General features: G+C 41.7%; 20 protein-coding genes and 1 other RNA gene. 8 read left to right on the top strand and 13 right to left on the bottom strand.

The features are described from left to right. Window positions 1-351 precede the first annotated feature (351 nt). The gene (locus tag AC5JMF_RS01875; RefSeq protein WP_495794018.1) at window positions 352-822 is read right to left on the bottom strand and encodes a DUF4079 domain-containing protein; all 471 of its coding nucleotides are present in this window, start codon (window positions 820-822) and stop codon (window positions 352-354) included. A gap of 261 nt (window positions 823-1083) precedes the next feature. Here AC5JMF_RS01875 and AC5JMF_RS01870 point away from each other — a divergent pair, with 261 nt between their 5' ends. Together AC5JMF_RS01870 and AC5JMF_RS01865 are read left to right on the top strand one after the other, a co-directional pair. Continuing rightward, the gene (locus AC5JMF_RS01870; RefSeq protein ID WP_495794017.1) at window positions 1084-2358 is read left to right on the top strand and encodes an ankyrin repeat domain-containing protein; all 1275 of its coding nucleotides are present in this window, start codon (window positions 1084-1086) and stop codon (window positions 2356-2358) included. A gap of 519 nt (window positions 2359-2877) precedes the next feature. Continuing rightward, entirely contained in the window at window positions 2878-3339 is a 462-nt protein-coding gene (locus AC5JMF_RS01865; protein WP_495794016.1) for a cobalamin biosynthesis protein, read from the top strand. Between the two features lie 133 nt (window positions 3340-3472). Here the strand turns inward: AC5JMF_RS01865 and AC5JMF_RS01860 are convergent, their stop codons facing one another. From AC5JMF_RS01860 to ssrS, 5 genes are all read right to left on the bottom strand, one after another. Next, complete coding sequence (locus tag AC5JMF_RS01860) at window positions 3473-3826, bottom strand: phage holin family protein (RefSeq protein WP_495794015.1); 354 nt, start codon at window positions 3824-3826, stop codon at window positions 3473-3475. A 268-nt stretch (window positions 3827-4094) separates the two neighbouring features. Beyond that, entirely contained in the window at window positions 4095-5159 is a 1065-nt protein-coding gene (locus AC5JMF_RS01855) for a peptidoglycan-binding domain-containing protein (RefSeq protein ID WP_495794014.1), read from the bottom strand. A gap of 91 nt (window positions 5160-5250) precedes the next feature. Continuing rightward, complete coding sequence (locus AC5JMF_RS01850) at window positions 5251-6522, bottom strand: M16 family metallopeptidase (protein ID WP_495794013.1); 1272 nt, start codon at window positions 6520-6522, stop codon at window positions 5251-5253. Between the two features lie 198 nt (window positions 6523-6720). Further along, entirely contained in the window at window positions 6721-7962 is a 1242-nt protein-coding gene (locus AC5JMF_RS01845; protein ID WP_495794025.1) for a M16 family metallopeptidase, read from the bottom strand. A 355-nt stretch (window positions 7963-8317) separates the two neighbouring features. Next, window positions 8318-8501: non-coding RNA, 6S RNA (ssrS, locus tag AC5JMF_RS01840), on the bottom strand. Window positions 8502-8696: 195 nt separating this feature from the next. Between ssrS and AC5JMF_RS01835 the strand changes: the two genes are divergently transcribed. Next, entirely contained in the window at window positions 8697-11123 is a 2427-nt protein-coding gene (locus tag AC5JMF_RS01835; protein ID WP_495794012.1) for a GH116 family glycosyl hydrolase, read from the top strand. A 114-nt stretch (window positions 11124-11237) separates the two neighbouring features. On the opposite strand, the gene AC5JMF_RS01830 is transcribed toward AC5JMF_RS01835, so the two are convergent. The 3 genes from AC5JMF_RS01830 to AC5JMF_RS01820 all read right to left on the bottom strand — a co-directional run bounded on the left by AC5JMF_RS01830 (window position 11238) and on the right by AC5JMF_RS01820 (window position 12293). Next, window positions 11238-11519, bottom strand: a complete 282-nt coding sequence (locus AC5JMF_RS01830; RefSeq protein ID WP_495794024.1) for a type II toxin-antitoxin system RelE/ParE family toxin — start codon at window positions 11517-11519, stop codon at window positions 11238-11240. Then, window positions 11500-11730 (bottom strand): hypothetical protein, encoded by a 231-nt coding sequence (locus AC5JMF_RS01825; RefSeq protein WP_495794011.1) that lies wholly within the window; start codon window positions 11728-11730, stop codon window positions 11500-11502. The genes AC5JMF_RS01830 and AC5JMF_RS01825 overlap by 20 nt, the downstream gene beginning before the upstream one ends. A gap of 440 nt (window positions 11731-12170) precedes the next feature. After that, a complete protein-coding gene (locus AC5JMF_RS01820; RefSeq protein ID WP_495794010.1) occupies window positions 12171-12293 on the bottom strand; it encodes a hypothetical protein in 123 nt (40 codons plus the stop codon). A gap of 691 nt (window positions 12294-12984) precedes the next feature. On the opposite strand from AC5JMF_RS01820, the gene AC5JMF_RS01815 reads away from it, so the two are divergent. After that, a complete protein-coding gene (locus AC5JMF_RS01815) occupies window positions 12985-16122 on the top strand; it encodes a cysteine peptidase family C39 domain-containing protein (protein ID WP_495794009.1) in 3138 nt (1045 codons plus the stop codon). Between the two features lie 1211 nt (window positions 16123-17333). Beyond that, complete coding sequence (locus tag AC5JMF_RS01810; RefSeq protein ID WP_495794023.1) at window positions 17334-17780, top strand: HetP family heterocyst commitment protein; 447 nt, start codon at window positions 17334-17336, stop codon at window positions 17778-17780. A 1031-nt stretch (window positions 17781-18811) separates the two neighbouring features. Here the strand turns inward: AC5JMF_RS01810 and AC5JMF_RS01805 are convergent. Continuing rightward, window positions 18812-19438: a Uma2 family endonuclease gene (locus AC5JMF_RS01805; protein ID WP_495794008.1), complete on the bottom strand. Its 627-nt coding sequence runs from the start codon at window positions 19436-19438 to the stop codon at window positions 18812-18814. 65 nt (window positions 19439-19503) lie between these two features. On the opposite strand from AC5JMF_RS01805, the gene AC5JMF_RS01800 reads away from it, so the two are divergent. Further along, a complete protein-coding gene (locus AC5JMF_RS01800; RefSeq protein ID WP_495794007.1) occupies window positions 19504-19701 on the top strand; it encodes a hypothetical protein in 198 nt (65 codons plus the stop codon). 177 nt (window positions 19702-19878) lie between these two features. Here the strand turns inward: AC5JMF_RS01800 and AC5JMF_RS01795 are convergent, their stop codons facing one another. From AC5JMF_RS01795 to AC5JMF_RS01785, 3 genes are all read right to left on the bottom strand, one after another. Beyond that, entirely contained in the window at window positions 19879-20958 is a 1080-nt protein-coding gene (locus AC5JMF_RS01795) for a fatty acid desaturase (protein WP_495794006.1), read from the bottom strand. Window positions 20959-21276: 318 nt separating this feature from the next. Next, window positions 21277-22338, bottom strand: a complete 1062-nt coding sequence (locus tag AC5JMF_RS01790) for a fatty acid desaturase (RefSeq protein ID WP_495794005.1) — start codon at window positions 22336-22338, stop codon at window positions 21277-21279. A 219-nt stretch (window positions 22339-22557) separates the two neighbouring features. Beyond that, complete coding sequence (locus tag AC5JMF_RS01785; protein WP_495794004.1) at window positions 22558-23376, bottom strand: acyl-CoA desaturase; 819 nt, start codon at window positions 23374-23376, stop codon at window positions 22558-22560. Between the two features lie 86 nt (window positions 23377-23462). Between AC5JMF_RS01785 and AC5JMF_RS01780 the strand changes: the two genes are divergently transcribed. Then, window positions 23463-24707 carry a methionine gamma-lyase family protein gene (locus tag AC5JMF_RS01780; protein ID WP_495794003.1) on the top strand — a complete coding sequence of 415 codons (1245 nt, stop codon included), beginning with the start codon at window positions 23463-23465 and terminating at the stop codon, window positions 24705-24707. A gap of 38 nt (window positions 24708-24745) precedes the next feature. Beyond that, complete coding sequence (locus AC5JMF_RS01775; protein ID WP_495794002.1) at window positions 24746-25123, top strand: GxxExxY protein; 378 nt, start codon at window positions 24746-24748, stop codon at window positions 25121-25123. Window positions 25124-25147: the final 24 nt, after the last annotated feature.

Raw genomic sequence — 25147 nt, 5'->3', positions numbered from 1 at the left:
CGATGACTCGCTCTAAGCGAAGCTATGCCGCAGGCTTTACGCTACGCTATCGCTACCGCTGACGCTCGTACCTCGCTACCGCTTCGCTAACGCTAACGCTATCGAGGACTCGCTCTAAGCGAAGCTATGCCGCAGGCTTTACGCTGCGAAGCGCGTAATTCGTAATTGCAATCTGTATAGGCTTGTACCCTCAACTGATTGTTCGCTATTCGTAATTCGTAATTGCAATCTGTATAGGCTTGTACCCTCAACTGATTGTTCGCTTTCTGTGTCTTCATAGAATAGACTATCCAATCAGAGATTATGGTGCTTGCTCAGTACTTTCCCTAATTACGAATTACGCATTATGCATTACGCATTAGTAAGAATTCTTTGGACAATTTGCACACCAGTAATTGCTTGCCAAGCGAACAGCCCTAAAAGAGTGAAATTCAACAAAATATGCGTCATCCTTGCCCAATTGGCTCCTTTTTGCATGTAAGGAGATAAGGAAGCAGAAAACGCTATCAAACTTGTCATACCCAACCCTGCTAACAGGTGCGGCCCGAAGAACAACTTGCCATTATTGATGTATGTGACAGCCATCCCACCAATTGCACCTGCTACCATCAGACCCAAGAGTATTGAGCCGATTTGATAGTGTTTTATATTATACTTACCTTTAATCAGTTCTTTTTTTTCGTCGCCTTGAGCGCTTCTAGTACGCTGTACTTGTAAGCCCAAGTAAGCAGCATACAGTGAAATTGCCAATAACACCCACATCATTAGTGGGTGAAAGAAGTTCAGCCAATATTTAACCGATGGTGAAAGTTCCAAACTCATAGTGTTCTCGCCCAGTCTTAAATCTTTATAAAAATTAGCATAACTTTGTTTACAGTATTTAAGGTTTTTACAGTAAAAATCAGGCACTGAGACGGTGTATGATTTACCGTTATTCCATGAATTTTTATCAATAGTGCAAATTTAGTTCTAAGTATTAATCTCTATTAGAGAATAAAACTGCACTCTTGCCAAAGTTAATCAATGCTCTCAAACTAAATTTTAGGAACTCGCCTTTCATCCCCCATAAGTAGGGGAATAGTCATGACTGAAAACAATGATATTTTGCTGCTAATGGCTGCTAAAAGTGGCGATATCAATCGTCTGCGGGCGCTACTGGCTACTGGTGCCAGAGTAGATGTCGGCGATCGCCAAGGTACGACAGCATTAATGTATGCTGCTAATTTAGGCTACACCGAAATTGTGCGATCGCTGTTGGCTGCTGGGGCAAATGTGAACTTGTCTCGAAAAGTCTATGGTTTGACCACATTGATGTTGGCAGCTAGTACTAATCAGCTTGATATTGTCAAACTATTGATATCCAAGGGCGCTGATGTGAATGCCATTAATGAAGATGGCAGCACAGCTTTAATGGCAGCAGTAATCAAAGGTCATGTCGATGTGGTGCGAATCTTGCTGGCTGCTGGTGCTGAGGTGAATTTAGCAGATAAAGACGATGATACTGCGCTAAAACTCGCACTGAAACGTAAAGATGTAGAAATTATTCAAGCAATTCTCCAAACTGGCGTAGATGTCAATCATCAAGATGAAGATGGTGAAACTCTGCTGATGGTAGCGGTAGACTTAGGAAATTTGGATGTAGTGCAAGCATTGCTGGCGGCAGGAGCTGATGTTAAGCAACAAAACTCGGATGGTGGAACTGCACTATTAGCAGCGGCGGCAGCTGGACATAGTGCGATCGCTTCCGCTTTACTAGATGCAGGATCTGAGATCAATCACCAAGATCAAGATGGTGAAACAGCCCTACACCTGGCTGTTGTAGAAGGTTATGTTGATGTAGTGCAAGTATTGCTTAACCGAGGTGCGGATATACAAATTAGAAATCACCTGGGTGATACACCACTACTGGTAGCAGCGTTGCAAGGACATGGGCAAATTGTTGAGATGCTACTGCGTTTTGGGGGAGATATTAATAGTAAAAATTTAGGTGAAATCCCTCTGACACTGGCAGCATCTAACAGACACATACAAACAGTCAAGGTTTTATTAGAATATGGTGCTGATCCCGATACTCTAGGAGATGATGGCAAAACAGCTCTACTTAAAGCCGCAGAAACTAACGATAAAGAAATGATACATTTGCTGCTATCAAAGGGTGCAAATGTAAATTTTCAAGATTCAGCAGGAGCAACAGCATTAATGTGGGCTGCCTCAATGGGTTATTGTGAGGCTGTACAAATACTGCTACAAGCCGGGGCGAATGTAAATTTAAGAAATCGTGGTGGATACACTGCTTTGATGATTGCAGAATTTAATGGGTATGAAGATGTAGTGCATAGTTTGAAAGCGAATGGGTAACTCGGGGGCCCCGAGTTACCCATTCCCAAACACAACTTTTCTTTAATTTGCTTCAGAAAAATATTGACGAAACATCAAATAAATGTTATTTACTTATATACTAAAGACAAAAGCACTTTCAAACGTTAATAAACTAAGAAAGTAAAACTCCGTCGCTGCTGTTGTGAGTTTGCGGCGACGGAGAGGGTAAAAATCGGAACACCAAGACAGAGAGCAGGCGAAATACTTGCCCACAAGGATGTAAAGGGAGCAAAAATGAAGAATCAAACTGACCTTTTACCTTGTACCTTTGACCTTGTACTGTTTGCCTTGTCTCTCTCTTGGCGATTCCTACTGTGCTAGATGTACAGAATATATAGTTTTTAGTTGCACGGAAAAGTATTGTAAGGATCATTTTTTAGGTATCATAACGAACGCTAGCTTAAATAGTTAGGCGATCGCGGTTAAACAGCAACCTTTTCAAGATTTTGCCCAATTTAAAAGAAAAAATAAAAAAATAAATTTTGGTAGAAATACAGAGTGCAAAATAATATTCTGCAACTACCGCTACATTTACACAGTTTGTGGGTAGGAATTGGTTGTCAGAGGGGTAGTTCACGCCTGTTGATTGCAACGGCAATTGAGGAAATTTTGTGGTCAAATCAACTTGACCAAAATGCGATCGCAGGTATTGCGACCATTGATACTAAAGCCTCGGAGGTTGGTTTAGTAGAATTTTGCCGCTTACGCAATTTGCCTTTAAAAACCTTTTGTGCGGAAGTTCTTCGTCATGTGTGTGTCCCCAATCCTGCTAAGATTATCGACCAACAAGTAGGAACACCCAGCGTGGCAGAAGCGGCCACCATTCTTGCTGCCTCAGCTGCTTCCTTGTGGACAAACACACAACAGTTGCAGGTGAAGTTGGTAGTTCCTAAACAGATTTTTCGTTTGCAAGGGCAACTAGGTGCAGTGACAATAGCTGTTGCTCAAGCTGCACATTGATTTGTAGAGTGATGCGATCGGGCATGATCAAGTCAACCGCCCCACGCACAAGGGGATGGGGATGTAAGCGCGAGCAATAAAGATCATGACTCATAAAGTGCTTGCTACAAACCATCAAAACTGTCTTGAAGCACTACTCAACTACTCTCAAAAAATAGTTGATGATACTAGAAACGATCGCTAATACAATCGAACCCAACAAAGCAGGTACAAAGCCCTTAATTTCAAACCCAGAACCAGGGGTTAATGCACTTGCAAGCCACAGAGTCAAGGCATTGATCACAAATGTAAATAAACCAAAAGTTAGTAAGGTAATTGGGAATGTCAAAATCCGCAAAACCGGGCGAATAAAAGCATTCACCAGTCCAATAACAACAGCAGCAACCAGAGCAATTACAATATCATTGACAACAAATCCTGAAACGATCTTAGCGGTAATCAATAAAGCCACCGCAGTACCGAGCCAAGTTAATAAAAAGTGTGGCATATGATTTTCTAGAGAAATTAGCAGTTAAGTCTAATAAATTCCATTAATGTCGTCATTTCCCTTTTATAGTCACAAATGATTAAGGACGACTCTATGAATATATATGCAATATTTCATGCATCATATCTTACTTTTGATCGGCGTATCCTTTTAGTATTGTAGGCGGTTGATAACCGCTATGTATTAATAAAAAAATGGCAAAAAGCACAAAAAAGGTTTCTCTACATAGAGATACCTCTACTAATTATACGGTGTATGTAGTACTAGCCTAACGCCGCACAGAAGATGGCCGTGCAAGAATTTCCCAGGTTTCGCCACCGGCTACACCGTCAGCCTCTAAACCATAACGCCTTTGTACAGCTTTGACTGCTGCTTCAGTTGTCGCGCCAAAGTCGCCATCAACACTGTCCTTTAGAAGTCCCAGCCTTTTGAGTCTTTCTTGCAACTTGACAACTTCAGCGCCACGCATCCCTACACGCAAAATCGGCCATCCTGCGGCAGTATATTGAATTCCGGGTTTTCGCACAGTCGGAGGAGTTAAGCTAGGACGTGTAGTTGATGTAGTGCGGGTACTGGATGTGTTACGAGACGGCGTCTTCTGTGTCCTGGAAGTTGTAGTTTGTCTAGGGCTACTAGGTCTTGGTTCAGGATTGGTGTTCGAGACTGGGGTTGTAGCTTTTTTAGGAGTGTTAGGTTTGGGTTGAGGACGCGTATTCGAGACTGGGGTTTGGGCTGGTTTGGGATTGGTGGGTTTGGGCTGGGGACGGGTATTGACAACTTGGGTGGCGGCTGGTTTAGGGTTGGTGGGTTTGGGTTCAGAAGTAGTATTTGCGACTCTAGTGACGTTGTTAGTTTGAGTGGGAACAGGGAAGTTTGTTGAGTTGGATGGCGGTTGAGGTGAAGAGACAGTGGATGCCATCATTGGCCCGTTGGGGAAAAGTCGCTGCCAAGTGTTGGTATCAACAATGCCATCGGGGTTCAAACCTGCTGCTTGCTGAAAGCGAGAGACAGCACTAGCTGTATTTTCGTTATAAATGCCGTCTACTGTACCTGAGTAAAAACCTAAAAGTTTTAGAGCTGCTTGCAGTTCAGATACACGTTCTCCTTGGCTACCGACTTTGAGAGTAGGACGATTAATACCGCTGCCGGTGGTTACTTGGGCAATTGCTGCTGGGGAAGCGATCGCTGCTATCATCTGGGAACCAACTAGCAGAGGCACAGAGGCGAATAAGAGGATTTTAATTCCTAATAGAGACTTAGATTGAGAGCGATTTATATTGATGTCTATTGATTGCAGGTAGTTCAAGATACATGCTGTCAGGCTGCCTTTCATAGAAATTACCCTCGGAATCTTCTGATGCTAATATTACAGCCGCTTGGTTGAGAAAGCAGCTGGGATGATGGCGATCGCATCCAATTTTAGATTAGGCGATCGCGCCGTTAATTGCTTCCTCTTGACCAACCAAAGACAGATAAGGTTCCTCTAGGTACTTTTGAGCCACAGCGATCGCATCTTTGGCACTCACAGCCGCAATCATTTCTTGAAACTCTTGGTCAAACTCAATTCCTAAACCCAAAATTTCATACCAACCATATATCTGAGCAATTTGTCCGTTTGTTTGTTTACCTAAAGCATACTGTCCCAAGATTTTGTTTTTAGCTGCTTGCAGTTCGCTTGGAGATACTTCGGTGGTACGCAACAGATATACTTCTTTTTGTAGTCCTTGCAAAGCGATGCTAGTATTTTCTGGTGCTGTACCCATGTACACCACAAATGATGCTGGAAACAGCCTGGTTGAGTAAAAAGCGGACACTTCGTAAGCCAGACCCCGTTTTTCTCGCAATTCGACAAATAGACGGCTAGAAAGACCATTTCCTAGATACGTAGACAGCAATTTCAGTGGGGCGTAGTCGCTAGAACTGACCGATGGGCCTAAATAACCTAGCATGACGATTGATTGCTGTGTATCTATAGGCTTTAGCCTTGACTGTGGTTGCACCTTAACATCTGGTAAATGCAGCTTTGGTAATGCTGGTGCTGGAACTTGCCAATCACCAAAAACTTCTGTTACTAACTTGACTACATCTTCGGGTGTGATTCGACCAGCAACACTAACTACTATATTATCTGGACGGAAATAAGTTCGGTGATACTCTGCTAAGTCTGCGCGAGTTAATCGGCCCATAGTTGTTTCATCACCTAGTACCGAAGCTGCATAGGGATGATTTTGGTACATTGCCTGTCGCATTTGTTCAAAAGCGACATTGAAGGGTTGCTCTTTTTGCGAGCGAATATCTTGTAATGCTAGACGCCGTTCTAATTCTACTTGCACTTCGGGAAATGTTGGCGATCGCAAAAGTTGCCCCGCCAATGCTAAAATTTCTGCAAAATCTGAAGTTACTGTCTTAAAAGATAAGAGAAAGTAATCAGTTGCCGCATCTGCGCTCAAACTCGCTCCCACAGACTCGACTTTTTCAGCAATTTCTAAGCTAGAGAGTCCATCGCAACCTTTCGTCATCACTGCTGACAGCAAATGAGCCAACCCCGCCAGTTCTCGGTTTTCGTGACAACTACCAGCACGCACAAAAATCCGCCCCGCGATAATATCCGCAACCGGATTTTCCGACACCAGCAATACAATGCCATTATTCAACACGATGCGGTGAATAGGAGATTTTTCTAGCAAGGTTGTCATTTGTTGTTTGTCCTTTGTCATTTGTTAATTATCTTTTCCTTAATGAATAGACCTCTTGCAAAAGTTCCTCTTTGCGTTCTCTTCTCTGCGCCTCTGCGCCTCTGCGTGAGACAAAAAAAGATTTATGCAAGAGGTTTAATGGTGATGACTTGTTGACTACTAACCAATGACCAATGACTAATGACTAATGACCAATGACTAACAGGGTTTAAGTACAGTCACCGCGTAATGCTGTAGTGACAGATATTGTTTAGCTAATTTTTGCAGTTGTTGTGTATCAAAAGATTGAATCTGCTGAGGATAAGTCACCGCTAATTCAGCTTGGGCGATGGTATTGTAATAACCGTAAAGTCCAGTCAGCTGATTTGGTGTTTCAGTAGAGAATGCATACTCGTTACACAACAGTCTCTGCGTACGTGCAAGTTCTTGTTCGGTAATTCCCTGAGTCTGCAAATCATCTAAATGCTCGCAAATCAAAGATTCTACCTGCTCTAAGTTTTCCGGTTCCAACCAGGCAGTAATAGTAAATAAACTCGATTCTCGCTGGAGAGAAAAATTACTGCAAATTCCTTGCACCAATTGCAAATCTTCGCGTAAATCGCGTACTAGGCGTGAAGTTCGTCCTTCTGCTAGCAATACCGAGAGCAAATCTAATCCATAAGCAGTGCCGAGTTGCTCTACACCTGGAACTAGCCACGCCATGATTAGCCGTGCTTGCTCGATGCGCGGTAAGCACAGTTCTTGACGACGAACTTCTGCTATTCTCGGCTCGAAAATCTTTTCAGATTGAGGACAATCGGCACGTTTGGCAAAATCTGCAAAAGTGTGATTAACTAGTTCCCATGCAGGTTGTTGAGCAATACCACCCACAATCACGACTGTCATATTTTCTGGCTGGTAATGCGTGCGGTGAAAACAGCGCATTGCTTCTGGTGATTGCTGCATTAGCTCTTGTTCAGTACCTAGCACTGAACGCCCATAAGGATGGCACTGATAAACATTATTTAAAAGAGATTGAAATCCTATCCAGTCAGGATCATCATAACAAGAACGGATTTCCTCTAAGACTACATCTCGTTCACGGATAAATTCATCCTCTGGAATTGCTGCATTGAGCAGTAGTTCTCCCAAATAGGGCAGAATATCTTCGAGGCAAGAGGCACCTGTAGTGAGCGAGTAATGAGCATAATCATGGCTTGTAGCCGCATTGCTCACGCCACCCCTGTTTTCAATAGCGTAATCAAACATTCCAGGGGGTAGCGTCGCTGTTCCTTTAAAAATCATATGTTCTAAAAAATGTGCCATACCGAACCACGGTTTTGGTTCTAGGCTTGCTCCAGCTCTCACCCAAACATCCGCCACAACTACAGGGGTAGTGGGAATTTCTTGATGAATAAACGTTAAACCATTGTCTAGTTGGAAAACCGAGGCCGGAAACACGGTATTAAATAGTTGTTGTGACAATTTTTTGTAGTTTTAACCACAATTTAACGCGATCCAGTTATCATAACTCTGAATGGTACCTAAATTAGAATCAATTTATACAGAATTGGGAATTGGGAAGAGGACATGGGGACACGGGGACGCGGGGACGCGGAGAAAATTTCTCCCTCATCTTTTGGTTAGTGAGTTTCGGCTTCTCCTGTCGGAGACGCTACGCGAACGCTCAACTAACGCTAAGTCGAACCATATTGTTGGTTGGTGAGTTGCGGCTTCTCCCTAGTCCCTACTCCCCACTCTCCATTCAAATAATTAAAGCTCCCAGATTTAACTAAACTTGGGAGCTAAAAATTTTAAGTTCACCGCGACGCCGTTTTACCTAAGTTTATGACCTGGTTAAACCAGGTGGGAATCTAAATTCCTCGTTTAAAGTTTCCGGGTACATGCCCGGTCTACTGCCACGAGAACCGTTTGACTCCCTTTTCTTTAAAGGCATAGATCAAAAAACTTGATGGCAGTCACCAACGTCGTAGTGCAACTCAACCCATTATAACTTTCAAAAACATGTTGTGTGTCTAATACTGGAATTTCTGAAAAATCCCTGAAGACCAACGTACCAATTGTCTACGGCAAGAGTCTGTACCCAGTCCCCAATCCTTAACCGGATCAACTTGAGAAAAATCGCACATCGCGTTAGTCTTCATGGACGTAACAACACGCTGTAACATCAGGTGATGACAAATCAACTCTTCCCCAAAATTCCTGCTTGCACTTGGAATCGTCCCATCGGTTTAGGCTGGGATAAACCCTATACTGTCCGCTACGCTAGCAATATCGATGATGGCCCTTGGCATGGTATGCCTTTAGGTGGCTTTGGTGCAGGTTGTATTGGTCGTTCTTCGCGGGGAGACTTTAATCTCTGGCATATTGATGGCGGTGAGCATGTGTTTAAAAATATACCCGCTTGTCAATTTAGTGTGTTTGAGTCTAATGGCACGTCTTCTAGTGCCTACGCTTTGTGTACACAGTCACCAGAAGATGATACTCTGCAAGCGTGGCAATGGTATCCACCTACCCCAGCGGATAAGATGCCCACTCCACAAGATACAGGTACTTATCATGCTCTCTACCCGCGCAGCTGGTTTATATATGAAAATGTATTTCAAGCACAGCTAACCTGTGAACAGTTTTCTCCCATCTGGGCAAATAACTATCAAGAAACTAGTTACCCAGTAGCAGTGTTTCTTTGGAATGCTTACAATCCTACAAATGCACCGATTACGCTCAGCATTATGCTTACCTGGCAAAATACGGTGGGCTGGTTTACTAATGCGCTCAAATCTCCCCAAGTGCAAGTGCGCGATGATGGTAGTCCAGTTTACGAGTATCAGCCACGGTGGAGAGAAAGTGTAGGCAATTACAATCAGATAGTTGAAAATACACAATATTTAGGCTGTGTTTTAAGTCGGGTTGGTAACGAAGAAGTTGTGCAAGAAGGAGATGGAAGTTGGTGCATTGCGACGATCAAACGTCCCCAACTTGAAGTATCTTATCATACTGGTTGGAATCCAGATGGTACAGGTGAGGAGGTGTGGCAAAGTTTCGCTGAAGATGGCTCTTTGCCTAATTATCTAGACGCAAGCCCAGCAGCAAAAAATACACAGATAGCAGCTGCGATCGCACTCCGTTTCACCTTACAACCAGGAGAAACTCTAGAAATTCCCTTCGTTGTGGCGTGGGACTTCCCAGTAACAGAATTTGCTGCTGGAGTTAATTATTACCGCAGATATACAGATTTTTTTGGTAAAAATGGTAATCATGCCTGGACGATCGCCTCGACTGCTTTAGAACAATACCAAAGTTGGCGATCGCAAATTCAAAGTTGGCAGCAACCCATTATTGAACGGGAAGATTTACCCTCTTGGTTCAAAATGGCTCTATTTAACGAGCTTTATGACCTCACCAGTGGTGGTACTCTTTGGAGTGCAGCTTCCAAACTCGACCCCATCGGTCAGTTTGCAGTGTTGGAATGCTTAGATTACCGCTGGTACGAAAGTCTCGATGTCAGGTTATATGGTTCTTTTGCTTTATTAATGCTGTTTCCAGAACTGGAAAAGTCGGTAATGCGGGCCTTTGCCAGGGCAATTCCTCAAGGTGACGATACTCCCCGGATTATCGGCTACTACTTAACAATCAAAGCAGAAAGTCCCATTGCTGTGCGTAAAGTCGCAGGTGCAACGCCCCACGATTTAGGCGCACCCAACGAACACGTCTGGGAAAAAACCAACTATACCAGCTATCAAGACTGCAATTTATGGAAAGATCTAGGCAGTGACTTTGTTTTGCAAGTATACCGTGATTTCCTCCTCACAGGTGCTAACGATGTCAAATTTTTAGCAGACTGCTGGGATGCGATCGCCCAAACCCTCAACTACCTCAAAACCTTCGACAAAGACGGCGACTGCATTCCCGAAAATTCCGGCGCACCCGATCAAACCTTCGATGATTGGCGATTACAAGGTATAAGCGCTTACTGTGGTGGCTTATGGCTAGCATCTCTAGAAGCAGCGATCGCAATTAGCGAAATTTTATTACAAAAAAACCTTGGCGACCTTGACACCATAGCAATGCAAAAATCCACCTACGAATCTTGGTTAGCCCAGTCTCGCCCCATCTACGACCAAAAACTCTGGAATGGGCAATATTACCAACTCGACAGTGAAAGCGGTTCCGATGTCGTCATGGCAGATCAACTGTGTGGACAATTTTACGCCCGTCTCTTGAAATTACCAGATATTGTACCGAGCGATCGCGCCCTCTGTGCCCTCAAAACCATTTACGATGCTTGCTTTCTCAAGTTTTATGATGGTCAATTCGGGGCTGCTAACGGTGTTCGTCCCGACGGTTCACCCGAAAACCCTCAAGCCACTCATCCTCTAGAAGTTTGGACGGGAATTAACTTTGGGCTAGCGGCATTTCTCCTGCAAATGGGGATGAAGGATGAAGCATTTCGTTTAACAAAGGCTGTGGTGCAACAAATTTATGACAACGGGTTGCAATTCCGCACGCCTGAAGCTATCACTGCCGCAGGTACTTTTCGTGCTAGCACTTATCTCCGGGCTATGGCTATTTGGGCTGTTTATCTAGTGGAGACGCTGTAATAGGATTTCTAGAGACGTACTATGGCACGTCTCTATTAACAAGATGGGTGATCAATTCTGTTAATTTTTTCCTCAGAGGCAATCATCTATAGTCAAGAAGTGGGCTTTTACCATTTAATAAACTTCATCATGGCTGCCAATATCAATCAATAAAATAACCATTTCTAACAACTTATCATCTTCAGAAAAATTAAAGATGATTCTACAATCAGAAGCAACAGAACAAGACCATAACCCCGCTAAATTTCCTGTTAACTTATGAGACTTCAAAGACGGTGTAAATGGATCATCTGCCAAAAGCCTTAATACATTAACAATTTTATTCTTTAATTGCGGGTTTTTCTTTGTAATCTTCCTAAAAGACCGCTTAAATCCACTACTCCAGACAACTTCCATCATCATTTCCTAGTAAATCAGCGATCAAATCATCAACGCTTCCCCTATGAGCTGTCCCATCCTTAAAAGCCTGCATCACTTCCTGAGCATTAGCCAAAATTTCAACCCGCCGATTCTCAATTCGCTGCTGGCGAAGAAACTCAAATAAATACTCTCGCTCTTCTATGGACAAACTTTCAATAGAATTAATAATTTCTTGTAAAGTCATCATAGAACCTTCCAATTCAGCAAACTCTACCTTTACTAACTCTACTTTAATCTCTAAATCTAAAGCCTCAGTCTCTTACATTATGTTAAGATATCTTTAGTAGAAGCTCATGCAATTTTGAAGTGTGATAGCCCCTTGGCTAGAAACTCGTTTTGTATGGGCTTTTTTACTGTTGCTCTATGCTGAAGGTTATAGGTGAAAATTTACTTTGGCAAATCAGAAAAACGAGAACAAATCCTCAAGAGTGAACCGCATATTTTAAGTGTCACTCCAGAATTAATCTACTTTCAGGGTAATCTTGGTGATTGAAGGCATCCAGCACACGCGATCGCACTTGCTATAAAAACTCATCAAAAGTTGGGTTGTGAGCAAAATTTGCCCGCAACACAACCGGATTCACGAAATAGCCTACCAATGCTGTGAAATCAGCGCGACTTCTTAAACTAACTCTTTGTAATCAGCGCGATCGCATCAATCAATAATCGGCGTTGGTGAAAACTCTCACTCTCTGCGTCTGGTGCGCGGCAGTCGCTACAACGGGGGAAACCCCGACGCGAGTTGTTCATGGGGGAAACCACGCCACTCCCCTCAAGTCGGGAAACCCGCCCACGGGGGTGGCTCCCCAAGACCACACTCGCTCCGCAACGCGCTGCCTTGTCTCTGCGTGTTAGCGTAGCCCGATAAATTCATACCCGAATTCAGCAACGCCCAATAACCTAATTGAAAATTTGCAACTTTAGATACAAATCTATGCACATATATATTTTAATATATGCGTTTTCAAATTTACACCACTTTCGTCTGAGCCAGCAGAGTCTACATCTGTGATTTTATTTTCCTGGTGTTTCCGGAAACGAAAGAAAATTTAAGTAATGGTAAGAGTTGATTGACTTAGAACCCCAGACTAATGTTAAAAAAAATGCAAATATCACCAGCTTTAACCATAGATATTAGTAATATTTCTCAGATTATGTTCTCAATTGACTATTTTCAGGCAAAAAAATTCTCAAGAGATTGGCAGCAAAATCAGCGCGGTTTTGCTAATAGAACATTGTTTTCTTAACTTTTCATTAACAAAAAGCCACTGAAAAATGATCCCTCAGCAATGGGTAATTAAAAATACAAATAATTGCGTTTTACAGAGGCTGTTAAAATAATGCAAAACCCAAGATTGACAAGAATTATCAGCTTTTCTACCCCGTAATTGCTCGCCTCGCAATAGTTAATTAAGCTTACCCAAATAATCGAAATCAAGCCATGAACTCCTCTTCTTCGTTAAGAGTTCAGGGAGATCTGAAATATGTTAACCAGAATTCTCCCACTCTCAAAGCTGCTATCCTCAATCTTTTGAGGTTAGTCGCAGGAGATACAAGTATAGGATCGGACTTTAGCCAAGTTTGGGTGATCCGTGAATTTCAACTAGGTGATGAGCTGACTAGTTACGGACTAGATCAGGAAACAGCGGATGATAGTAATTCTTTATATTTAGTTTGCCAAGGGCGAGTCCGATTACTCACATATGACGCAACTATTGAGCGAGAAGTTTCAACCCAGTTGATCACAACTGAGCAAACTTTTGGTGCAGATCATTTATTTTACAAACAACCTCTACCATATCGAGCGATCGCAGCGAGTGCAGGTTTAATAGCTCGAATTAAGATTTCTGAACTCAAACGCTGGTTGCAACACTTACCAAGCCTAGAAAATTATTTACAACGGTTTGCTGTTGAGCGACAAGCACTAATTTTCTTTAAAAGTTGTACTGAATTACGCTCACTAACTAGCCTCACACTTCGACAGTTATTACCTTTGTTAATCAAAACTCACATCAGTGCTGGCTCATCTTTAACAGAAGCGACACCCGCATCCAAGGGGCGCTTTTGGCTGGTGAGTGGTAAAATTGACAACTCATCACCCGATTTGGGCAAAAGCTGGGGATACCCCGGTGTCACTCCCCAAGTTGCGGCTCAAACGGATTTGCTAGTTTACCATCTACCTTTTGAATACTGGGAGTCAGCCAGAGCGATCGCACCCCATTTATTTCCCAATCAGCACAAACCAGAAATCCAACAGGCATCTCACAACAGTTCAGATAGCCATTTAGAGAGTAAACTACAAACCACCCACGAACCAAAATATATTCCCAAACTAATTGAACTGCCACCCCGTAAACCCAGGTTAGACAGTCCGGTTGCAGTTCGGGCTGCACCAGAAATTAGCTTTCCTCGACCTCAACCATCAACTAGGTTAAGGCGTCCCTACCCTTTTATTCAGCAGCAAAGTTCATCGGATTGTGGGGCGGCGTGTTTAGCGATGATTAGCCAGTACTGGGGCAAACGCTTGAGTATCAATACACTGCGTGACCTAGCGCGGATCAACCGTGTAGGTGCGTCTCTCCAGGGTTTGGCGGAAGCGGCTCAAACCTTAGGCTATGAGGTGCTGTTAATTAGGGCAAGTTTTGAGAAGTTGGATTTATATTATAACCCATGGATAGCTCATTGGCAAGGAAATCATTATGTAGTTGTTTGGCGAGTCAAGGGCGATCGCATATTAGTTTCCGATCCAGCCATAGGCAAGCGATCGCTTTCACGCCGAGAGTTTGCAGCTAGCTGGACAGGATATGCATTGCTGTTGGACTCTACAGAGCGTTTGGATGCTGTCAAGAGTGAGAAACTTTCCTGGAGTCGCTACTGGCAGACATTGTTACATCACCGAAAATTACTCAGGCGGATCATTCTGGCCTCGGTGCTGGTGCAAGTTTTTGGGCTGACAACTCCTCTACTAGCTCAAGTCGTTCTCGACCGAGTTATGTCTGTCAAAAACTTCTTGAACTTAAATGTCTTTGCCACAGGCTTTTTAATTTTGGGTATTTGGCGCATCATCCTGACAGCACAGCGTCAATACTTACTAGATTATTTTGCTAACCGCATCGATTTGACCTTAATTAGCAGTTTTATTCACCATATATTGCAGTTGCCGTTGCAGTTTTTTGCCTCGCGTCAAGTGGAAGACATCACTAGCCGCGTTCAAGAAAACCGCAAAATCCAGATGTTTCTTACCCGTCAAGTTATCAGTGCTGCGTTAGATGCTGTGATGGTATTGATTTACTTGGGATTGATGGTTTATTACAACTTGCAACTGACTTTATTGGTGCTGGCGATGATTCTCCCTGGCGTTTTCTTGACTGTGGGGACGAGTCCAATGCTGAAAAAAGTGTCACGGGAAATCTTTCAGGAATCGGCACGGCAAAACTCTTCATTAGTTGAGATCGTTGCTGGCGTTACCACAGTCAAAACTGCCGCAGCTGAGCGTCCGGTGCAACGGCGTTGGCAAGAACTGTTTATGAATATGGTGAAGGTGCGTTTTCGGGGACAGAAGTTAGCGACAAATGTGCAAACGCTGAGGAGTTTGATTAATCACCTTGGTAGCACAGTTGTGTTGTGGTTAGGGGCAACTTTGGTAATGCGACAACAGATGTCGCTGGGACATTTTGTGGCTTTTAATATGCTTGCTGTCAATGTTGTCAACCCCGTTTTGGGATTGATAGAACTGTGGGATAAGTTTCAAGAAGTGCAGATTTCGGTAGAAAGGCTCAACGATGTTTTGGCAGCTCAACCAGAAGAAAATCCCCAAAAACCATTAATGGTAATCCCAGCAATTCGTGGTGATGTGGATTTTGAGAATGTCAGTTTTCGTTACAACCAAGATGAGGATCGCAACACCTTACAGAATATATCTTTTGCAGTTAAAGCTGGACAAACTATTGGCATTATTGGTCAGAGTGGTTCGGGTAAAAGTACTTTAGTCAATTTGCTGGCTGGTTTGTATCGTCCCAAGCTGGGCAAGATTTTGATTGATGGGCATGATATTTCTCTTGTTTCACCGCAATCATTACGCAGTCGCTTAGGCTTGGTGTCGCAAGATTGTTTTTTGTTTGCGGGAACCATATTAGAAAATATCACCCTGCATAGCTCGGAATTTACTTTAGAAGAAGCGATCGCAGCTGCCAACTTAGCACAGGCACACGACTCGATTCAGGAGTTGCCTTTAGGCTACAACACCGTTGTCGGAGAACGTGGTTTAATGCTCTCTGGTGGACAGCGACAAAGAATTGCGATCGCTCGTGCCTTAATCAGGAATCCCAGTATCCTGATTTTCGATGAGGCTACTAGTGCTTTAGATGTTGAGTCGGAACGCTTATTTCAACAAAATTTAATCCAAATTAGTCAATCTCGTACCACTTTTATTGTTTCTCATCGGCTTTCTAGCGTTCGTCATGCCGACTGTATTCTCGTTCTAGACAGAGGTATCCTCACAGAACAAGGCACTCATCAAGAACTATTAGCGATCGGTGGACTTTATTACCACTTAGCTCAATTGCAATTAAATATGTAATCTCAATTTATCTAGAGCAGTTATACCTGAATATCCATATAAATTATTACTGAATTCATCAAGCAATCTGATTTTGCAAAGAGGCTTTTCCTGTTCCTCAGTAAAATCAGGTTATACAGCTTGAAATTTTGATATTTTTACTACTAGATTTTACCTTTATAGATATTCTTCTATTTTTAGTTAAATCAGAATTAATTGAGTCTATATATATTACCATAAATCTGTATTTTTCACAACTTTTTATCTGTGATGGCTGACTGGTATTTATACAATTTTTACAATCAAATTCTGCAAAATTGTTTGACACTACATGAGTTAAACCCTTGTTGCGAAACAGGTTTTATCTAAGTGTATAAATATCGATAATTGCTAAAAATTAAAAATGATTTTCAATAACTGGAGTTAAAAATAGTTTTTTCATGATAACTACACTACCAAATTTATAATTTGTTCCACACTATATTTAGTGGTAAAATTTCCTGGTACACTCAAGAAAGTTAAAAGCTCAAATGAGTACTAGATGAGGGGTATCACCCCTCACAAAACATCGAAAAGAGGACAAAATGCAAAGTTGCACAATACACAAGAAACATCAAAATAGATTCAGTAAATTTAACTTACAAATCTGCATGAATAGCAGATGACAATAACAGAAAAAAATAGTATAAATACGAATGTTAGTGTTGGTGATTAAAGATGAATAGTTTTTCTCTAGCAACCTAAAGCCTATGGGACTTTACTGCAAACCTCCTAATTATTTAGTCATAATCTATACAATTATTGAACTAGAAAAAGCCACTAAATTAGGAGTTAAGAAAACCAAAGAGGACAAAACTCCATCTACCGAGAATCACATCAATAAATTTTTGCAAGCGGCAAGAAGTCTAATTTACATTTACAAACGTATAATCCTTAGCACTAGGGCGAATTTACCAAAAATATCTATACAAAGGGTAACTGCCATAGATATTATTTCTCAGGTAGGTAGGAATTACAAATATTCTTCAATAGTAATCCTTCGTGCTTGTCTACCGATTTTTGTGAGACAACTGAGCTTCTTTTTGCGATTGTGATAACTTGGGCGCGTATAGAAGTAATTTGCGCCTTCAGTAAGCAAATATAAGCAGGTTAAAGCCATTCTTCAACCTCAATATAAACACAAGCGATCGCCAAACAAGACTACTTTACTAAATCCCATAGAACTCAACATGATGAATCAAAACATTTCTAGCATTAGTAGCAACTTAGACAAAACAATGAAGAATCAACAATTTGATAAAGTAGTCGAAGCAATTCTCGCTGGCAAGTATTCCTGGGCATGTGTTTTAATGCTACGATTTGCTGGTTACAATCCCCTACATTACATTCCTTACCGCACATACAACAGATTAATCAAAGAAAACTCTCAAGCTAATAGGTCAAACCAGCAGCATAATGACAATATCAACACACTCAAACATTCTCATGATCAAAGATCTGAGGGTAATGTTTCACCAAGCTGCTTAAGCAAAATAAAAGACCTAGCTTACTTAGAAGTAGTAGGTGGAAAGCAAACAACAGAAGTTCGTGGTGGTAGTCAACAGCAGTGGTTAACCCAGCAAATTCACGAATATCAATCACCCAAATCACAACCAGAAAGATTCTGTGACTTTAATTAAAAAGTCCATGCTTATTTGGTCGCGTAGGGGGTATTACCCCCTATTTGCTAACAGCATTTCAAGCTAGATTCCCATAAACAATAACCCACAACAAGGGATAAAAATAGATCTCCCCCACTCCTCACATTAAAGTTGGGAATAATCTGCCAAAATGGCAAATATATACACACAAAATTGTATAAATTAAAAACAGCAACTTAAAAAAAATAACAGAGGTGATTACTAGGTCAATTCCTTTTCTAGCCTAAAATCAATAATTAAGCGAAAACCCATCTAAAGTTACACAGTCACTCGTAAGTGTCATTGACGGATGACAGACAACAGTCAGCAGTCAACTATTTATACGATTAAATATGCAACTTTTATGTGGAACAGCTTAGTTATGCTCATGAAAAATATCAACTGCTTGCTGACAGTTGATGTTTCACGAATTAAATAACTCTGTACACCAAAATTAACGATTTAACCAATGCTACTGGTGGTTCTATTTCTGAGAAAGTTTTAGCAAGGAGAATTTAGAGCGGTGGATTCCCCCAATCTCATCTTTGCAGAGTTTTTGCTGATTCTGCAGGCAGCGTAAGCTATGCTGTTAAAGCTTTATGTCCTAATGTTGGTGTTGCTTGAGCTTCCAAAACTCAGGTTTAGCATCAGCGTGAGGAACAGAAATAGAAAAGCTACGGTGAAATCGTGATTGTGGCTGGTAGAACTAATAACTATTTACGCTTCTTTTGTGATTATTGTAATCCTGATTTCTCCCAATCTAGGATTACTTACCTTTGCTTTGTAAACTTGCAATTTATATAGCAATGAATCCACAGATCCTCGATTTATTTCAAAAGTCGAGGATTTTGTCTATTTTCAAGTAAGTAATTATTCGCTATCCCAAATCGCCCGATCGCGACAATTTTTTCAGGGCGATTCCCCAGACGACAAGCAGCGATAGTAACTTGCCACCTTGAAATTTTTATGCTGCCTATCCTGATTTAGCTTTTTACGATATTACAACCATCAGTTGGAACTTTGAAGTTGCTCTATACTTGTCCAGCTTGAAAAATTTGGTTAGCTGTGATTTTCAAATCGGGAAAAGTTGGAGATATAATGTAGTCGTTATCTCGAAATTGGCTAACCTGATATTCTCCATCTACTAATTGATAAATTGAGAAGGTAGGAACTTTAGGATTACCGATGAATTTCCTAGCACCTAATGCAGCATAATCAGCAATCCAATATTCTGGGATACCCATCTCTTCATAATCAGCAAGCTTTTTGTAGTAATCATCTCGCCAATTTTGGCTAACAACTTCAATTACCAAAGGAATTGAATTTCCCTGAGTTACAGTTGAGGATTTTGTCCAAAGAGGTTCTGAAGCTAAACTAGGACGATTCAAGATTAAAACATCTGGGAAGTAGCCAGATTCACCTTCAGGAGGTTTTACTATTGCTTGATTGGGTATAAAATAAGGTAGATTTAACACTTTGATTTGGACGGCAATCTCAACAGTCAAAAACCCTTTGATTTCTTCATGCTTCCCTACTGGTGGTGTCATCTCAATAATTACTCCATTATGTAATTCGTAACGTACTGGCGAATTTTCTGGATACCCTTGAATAAATTCATCAAAGGTTATTAGTTTTATTGCTGATTGCAGTTGAGTCATAAGTAACCTGGCAAGTTTGATTTTTTACATGTATTCTGAGTGCGATCGCCTCAAAAAATCTCTATATGACTACAATACGTACTCAAGAAATGGGAATTGTTACTACTACAATTATCGTATCGAATTTAGTTAATGAGATTTTAGCAGAACGAGGATTTATTCAAAATGACCAGATTCGCTCAATAACTCTCAACAACGTTTTAGTTGATATAGGGGCTACTCGTCTTTGTTTACCTGCGGATATTATTACAGTAAAATATTAAATGTTGAATATACCCAGGTTTATTACTGAACACTAACCAAGATTAATATAATTGTTACCAGTTAAAATACTAAGCACCTTATATTTACTTAATAATTATGAAGATTTTTATTTACCTCTCAATAAAATAGAGACGCTAAATCTAGCGTCTCTTATGTTAGTTAACTCAGCTAATAAATTAGCCTTTAGCTAACTTGTTATTAGATGTGTAGTAAACCTTGCTGCCAGCATCAGGGACAAAATGACAACTGATGCAGGAACGCCACAAAGACCTCCAAATAGGTTCCTCAGATTTGCGGAAGTATTCACCCATAATCGGTTTAATTGCCTCAGTCGCCTTCAGCAAATTGTAGTGAGGAATGTTGAGGAATATATGATGAGCAACATGAGTACCAATGTCATGATGGATGTGATTGATCAAACCATAATCGCGGTCAATACTAGAAATTGCACCTTTTAAAAAAGTCCAATCTTCACCACGATACCAAGGAAGATCTGGCTCGGTGTGATGTAAAAACGTCACCAAATCTAGCCAAATAATAAACACAATATAGGGTGCAGCGTAGTATTTCAGTAACCACATCCATCCCCATTGATAGGTCAGAAAACCCAACAAACCAACCATCAAAGTACAAAGTATAGTACTGGTAATAACATCCCATTTTTCTGATGGTTTAAAAAGTGAGCTATTGGGTAAAAAATGGGAACCTTCCTTATTAGGAGAACGCTTAAACAAATACACTGGATAAGCCAATAAGAAAACATAATATCGACCGATCTTTTGTACTAAAGGCATCTCCTTGTACTGTGATTCTGTCACAGGATACCAGCTTTCATCATTATCTAGATGACCAGTATTTTTGTGGTGAGTTCTGTGGCTAATGCGCCAACCGTGATATGGAACGAGTATTGGTGTGTGGGAAAGATGCCCAATCAAACCATTCAGCCATTTATGCTTAGAAAAAGATTGGTGTCCGCAGTCATGTCCTACTACAAATAAAGCCCAAAACATCGTACCTTGCGCTAGCCAGAAAATTGGCCAGAAATACCAAGAATCTAAGTAATGAGCAACAGCATAAAGCAGAGTAATAATCAAGATGTCACGCCAGAAATAATAGAGAGATTTTGTGACATTTGGTTGAAAGCATTCCGCAGGTATTGCAGCTTTTAAATCCTGAAGGGTGAAGGGTAGTTGAGATGCATCCTCAGATGATTTGGAGCTATAAGAATTGTCTAACTTGATAGTATTGGATTGCACTAGATTATTTTGTTGGATATGAGTCGGACTTTAGTTTGAGGCTATTTAATTTAACCTCTAAAATAAATTTCTGGCAAAATTTATGGATTTAGCAGTTCAGGCACCAGAAATCAGAATATTCTAATTCTTATTTCTGAAATTCTGAATTTTTTCTTACAAGAAATTTATTTTTTGCAGCAAGTTTAGCTTTCACTAACTTGCAAGCAGGCAGAATTAGCAATTTCCCTACAAGAAAACTTTTGTATAGAGAATTGCCAGCAGATAATTAAAGAATGAAGGATAAAGGGAAAAATTGCAGAAGCATTTATCCCTCATCTTTTATACTTCATATCGCTTTGAATAGTACTCGTTGAAAGACTCATAGCCTACATCAATTGTGTACAGATGACATTGATCTGTGATCTGCTTCATCAAAGACCAAGAAAACTGACATTCATCATGCAGATAAGGCCTCCAATTTGCTTTGATGCTGTTGTAAGCTAATCGCAAATTGTAAGAAGGAATTGCAGTCGAAATATGATGAGGAACGTGAACATTGATATCGTGGCAGAGGAATTCTACCCAACGGGGATAATCACAATGAACAGTACCAAATAGTTGCGCTAAAGCTTCGTTCCACTTGTTAGTTGCCACAAAAGGAACATCTGCGGCAGTGTGGTGAACAATAGTAAAGGTACTCATCCAGAAGTGGTAAACCAGCCAGGGTACTAGCCAAAACTTGACAAATCCCCAAATACCTGTTGTAGCGAGCAAGATCGGGAAAGCGATCGCCGCAGATAATACAACAACAGCTACAGAAAGTTTAATACTAGATTGGTCTTTAGTGGCAAATTTGCGCCAATCAAAATGTACAACCGCCCAATGTCCAATTGAACCCACCCACCAGAGGCGTTTACGCATAAACACCTCAAAAGCAGACTGCCGGGTTTTATCCCAACCTTCAAAAACTTCTGGTCTAATGGGATGCCAAGCATTATCTTCGTCTAGCTTGTTGGTATGGGTGTGATGATAATTATGCTTAATCCGCCAACTATGGAAGGGATAAATTAACGGTATTAAAAACACATGTCCCACCAAATCATTTACCCAGCGACGTTTGGCAAACGACCGATGACCACAATCATGAGCAATTACAAAAAAACCTGTTAAAGCAGTGCCTGTAAAAATCCAAGCCAAGGGCAAGAGAAACCAAGGAGTAATCGTCAAGCTGTAATAACCCAAGCAAACCATCAAGACACTGACTATCACTCGTGTCCAAGCTTTGCGCCGATTTTTCTCAAAACATTCCCTTGGTAGAGATTTAACAATATCTTTTAGCCTCAGGTCGGAATTACCAAGGTCATCATCTAGTTTTTGGCTGTTAATTATTGATGTAGTCATGAAAACCTGAAAAACAACAAACTCCTCCACCAAGTCACTCAAAAAGTAACTTGCCACAAAGCTTCTTAACATTAGCGTCTCGGATTATAGCAATCTAAGTTACCCTAACGCACCAGTAAACAGCTGATTAATACCATTACAAAATCAGCGAAAAGTCAAAAATCCTTTGTCATTAGTCATTTGTCCTTAGTAAACGACTAATGACAAAGGGGAAACGACTTACTGTTTTGTTGGCGCCAGCTTCACATTAGTAGCCAGACCAAATACTTGCAGCAATTGAATCGTCATCCAAGTTAAATCAATTTCCCACCATTCCAGCCCGTGACGAGCTGAGTATTGATAAGCATGGTGGTTATTGTGCCAGCCTTCACCAAATACTAGTAAAGCTACCCACCAGCAGTTAGTTGATCTATCACCAGAATCATGGCTTTGATAGCCAAACTTATGAGTGGCGCTGTTCACCAACCAAGTGCAGTGGTAAACCCAGACAATGCGAACAAAAATTCCCCAAACAACAAAAGGCCAACCGCCCAGAAATAAGAGTAATAAACCCAGGGCCACCTGGATCAAAATGAAATATTTTTGTAAAAACTGATAAACTGGGTCTTCGGCAATATCTTTGGTAAAGCGAGGAATATCAGCTTGAGCCGGACATCGATAAATCAGCCAACCCATGTGACTCCACCAAAAGCCCTTGTTAGAGTCATGGGGATCGGGAGCAGTATCAGAATGTAAATGATGAATGCGATGTGTCCCTACCCACTCAATTGGCCCTCCTTGACAGGCGAGAGTTCCGAAAAAAACTAGGATATACTCTAACCACTTGGGAGTTTGAAAACTGCGATGAGTGACAAGGCGGTGGAATCCCAGGGTGACACCTAAACCACCAGTTACCCAGTACAGCAGTAAAGCTACACCAACTGCCCTCCAGTTAAAGTTACCAGGGAAAAAAGCAAACAGAGCGCCGATGTGTAGACCAGCGAAAAACAGGGTATTAACCCAGTTAATTTGAGGTTTGGTTGAGGTAGCGATTGTCATGCAGAAACCTGAATTGGAAGTGTTCAGCCGAAGAAAGCGAGATCCGAAAATCCGCATATCTATAATTTTTTGTAAACGAGGAAGTAATGAACAGCTTGGAACAGCTGCTGCAAGCAGAACAGGCACTGTTAGAAATTTTTTCTGGAATTGACGCTCAGGTCAAGCGTAATCTTCAACGAGTGCTGGATGCTTTTCGACATCACCGTGTAGGCGCACACCATTTTGCGGGTGTATCTGGTTACGGTCATGATGATTTAGGACGAGAAACCTTAGATAAAGTTTTCGCCCAAGTGATGGGGGCCCAAGCCGCGGCAGTCCGTGTACAGTTTGTTTCAGGAACTCACGCGATCGCTTGTGCCTTATTTGGTGTACTCCGTCCTGGAGATGAGATGTTAGCAGTAGTAGGTTCTCCTTACGATACGCTAGAAGAAGTGATCGGTTTACGAGGTCAAGGTCAAGGCTCCCTTATCGAGTTTGGCATAAATTACCGCCAATTAGAGCTAACCCCCGAAGGAACTATCCATTGGCAAGCTTTAAGTAATAGCGTGGCTGATAACACACGTTTAGTGTTAATTCAACGCTCTTGTGGCTATTCTTGGCGTCCGGGCCTCTCAATTGCCGACATTGAAAAAATCATTCATATAGTTAAACAACAAAACCCCAACACAGTTTGCTTCGTAGATAACTGCTACGGCGAATTCATCGAAACCCAAGAACCCACTGCCATTGGTGCAGATTTAATCGCAGGGTCATTGATTAAAAATCCTGGGGGGACAATTGTCAACGCTGGTGGTTATATTGCCGGTCGTGCCGACTTAGTAGAAGCCGCCGCCTGTCGCTTGACTGCTCCTGGCATCGGTAGTTATGGTGGTGCTACTTTTGACCAAAATCGTCTGTTATTCCAAGGTTTATTTTTAGCACCCCAGATGGTAGGAGAGGCGATGAAAGGGACTCATCTGACTGGTTACGTATTTGACAAACTTGGTTATCCAGTTAATCCTGCACCCCTAGCCCCCCGTCGAGATGTGATTCAAGCTATTAAACTCGGTTCTGCTGCCAAGCTAATTGCCTTCTGTAAAGCCATACAACATAACTCTCCTATTGGTTCCTATCTTGACCCCGTTCCTGATGAAATGCCGGGGTATGAGAGCCAAGTAGTGATGGCTGGAGGGACATTTATTGAGGGTAGTACCTTGGAGTTTTCAGCGGATGGGCCGTTGCGGGAACCTTATGTGGTTTATTGCCAGGGTGGGACTCATTGGACTCATGTGGCGATCGCTTTGGAGGCGGCGATCAAAGCAGTGGGTGGTGCTACAAATTACATGGGTTAGGATTGTCTCACGCAGAGGCGCAAAGACGCAGAGAGTTTATGATTGAGAATGAGATTTCGGGTGCTGTTGTGGATGCTGCTTATAAGGTTCACACGCAATTGGGGCCTGGTTTGCTGGAATCGGTTTATGAAACAGTTATGGATTTTGAGTTACGGAGGCGAAAGCTACGGGTTAGAAGACAGGTAATGATTCCAGTGTTCTATGAGGGTGTACTTTTGGAAGAAGGCTTCCGTGCTGATTTGATTGTTGAAGATAGGGTAATTGTTGAACTCAAATCAGTAGAAGTTATTCATCCAGTACACAAAAAGCAGCTATTAACCTACCTACGCCTTGCTGATAAGCGAGTTGGATTGCTAATCAACTTCAACGTCTCGCTCATCAAAGACGGTATCTCGCGGGTAGTCAATAACCTCTAAATCCTCTCTGCGCCTCCGCGTCTC

This window comes from Desmonostoc vinosum (assembly GCF_059505385.1).
This window is presented reverse-complemented; position numbering and strand designations above follow the sequence as displayed.

Bases quoted from the DNA above. Each gene is read 5' to 3' on its own strand.
- AC5JMF_RS01875 (WP_495794018.1), bottom strand. From the start codon at position 822: ATGAGTTTGGAACTTTCACCATCGGTTAAATATTGGCTGAACTTCTTT.
- AC5JMF_RS01870 (WP_495794017.1), top strand. From the start codon at position 1,084: ATGACTGAAAACAATGATATTTTGCTGCTAATGGCTGCTAAAAGTGGC.
- AC5JMF_RS01860 (WP_495794015.1), bottom strand. From the start codon at position 3,826: ATGCCACACTTTTTATTAACTTGGCTCGGTACTGCGGTGGCTTTATTG.
- AC5JMF_RS01855 (WP_495794014.1), bottom strand. From the start codon at position 5,159: ATGAAAGGCAGCCTGACAGCATGTATCTTGAACTACCTGCAATCAATA.
- AC5JMF_RS01850 (WP_495794013.1), bottom strand. From the start codon at position 6,522: ATGACAACCTTGCTAGAAAAATCTCCTATTCACCGCATCGTGTTGAAT.
- AC5JMF_RS01835 (WP_495794012.1), top strand. From the start codon at position 8,697: ATGACAAATCAACTCTTCCCCAAAATTCCTGCTTGCACTTGGAATCGT.
- AC5JMF_RS01830 (WP_495794024.1), bottom strand. From the start codon at position 11,519: ATGGAAGTTGTCTGGAGTAGTGGATTTAAGCGGTCTTTTAGGAAGATT.
- AC5JMF_RS01825 (WP_495794011.1), bottom strand. From the start codon at position 11,730: ATGATGACTTTACAAGAAATTATTAATTCTATTGAAAGTTTGTCCATA.
- AC5JMF_RS01820 (WP_495794010.1), bottom strand. From the start codon at position 12,293: ATGAACAACTCGCGTCGGGGTTTCCCCCGTTGTAGCGACTGCCGCGCA.
- AC5JMF_RS01815 (WP_495794009.1), top strand. From the start codon at position 12,985: ATGAACTCCTCTTCTTCGTTAAGAGTTCAGGGAGATCTGAAATATGTT.
- AC5JMF_RS01810 (WP_495794023.1), top strand. From the start codon at position 17,334: ATGAATCAAAACATTTCTAGCATTAGTAGCAACTTAGACAAAACAATG.
- AC5JMF_RS01805 (WP_495794008.1), bottom strand. From the start codon at position 19,438: ATGACTCAACTGCAATCAGCAATAAAACTAATAACCTTTGATGAATTT.
- AC5JMF_RS01800 (WP_495794007.1), top strand. From the start codon at position 19,504: ATGACTACAATACGTACTCAAGAAATGGGAATTGTTACTACTACAATT.
- AC5JMF_RS01790 (WP_495794005.1), bottom strand. From the start codon at position 22,338: ATGACTACATCAATAATTAACAGCCAAAAACTAGATGATGACCTTGGT.
- AC5JMF_RS01785 (WP_495794004.1), bottom strand. From the start codon at position 23,376: ATGACAATCGCTACCTCAACCAAACCTCAAATTAACTGGGTTAATACC.
- AC5JMF_RS01780 (WP_495794003.1), top strand. From the start codon at position 23,463: ATGAACAGCTTGGAACAGCTGCTGCAAGCAGAACAGGCACTGTTAGAA.
- AC5JMF_RS01775 (WP_495794002.1), top strand. From the start codon at position 24,746: ATGATTGAGAATGAGATTTCGGGTGCTGTTGTGGATGCTGCTTATAAG.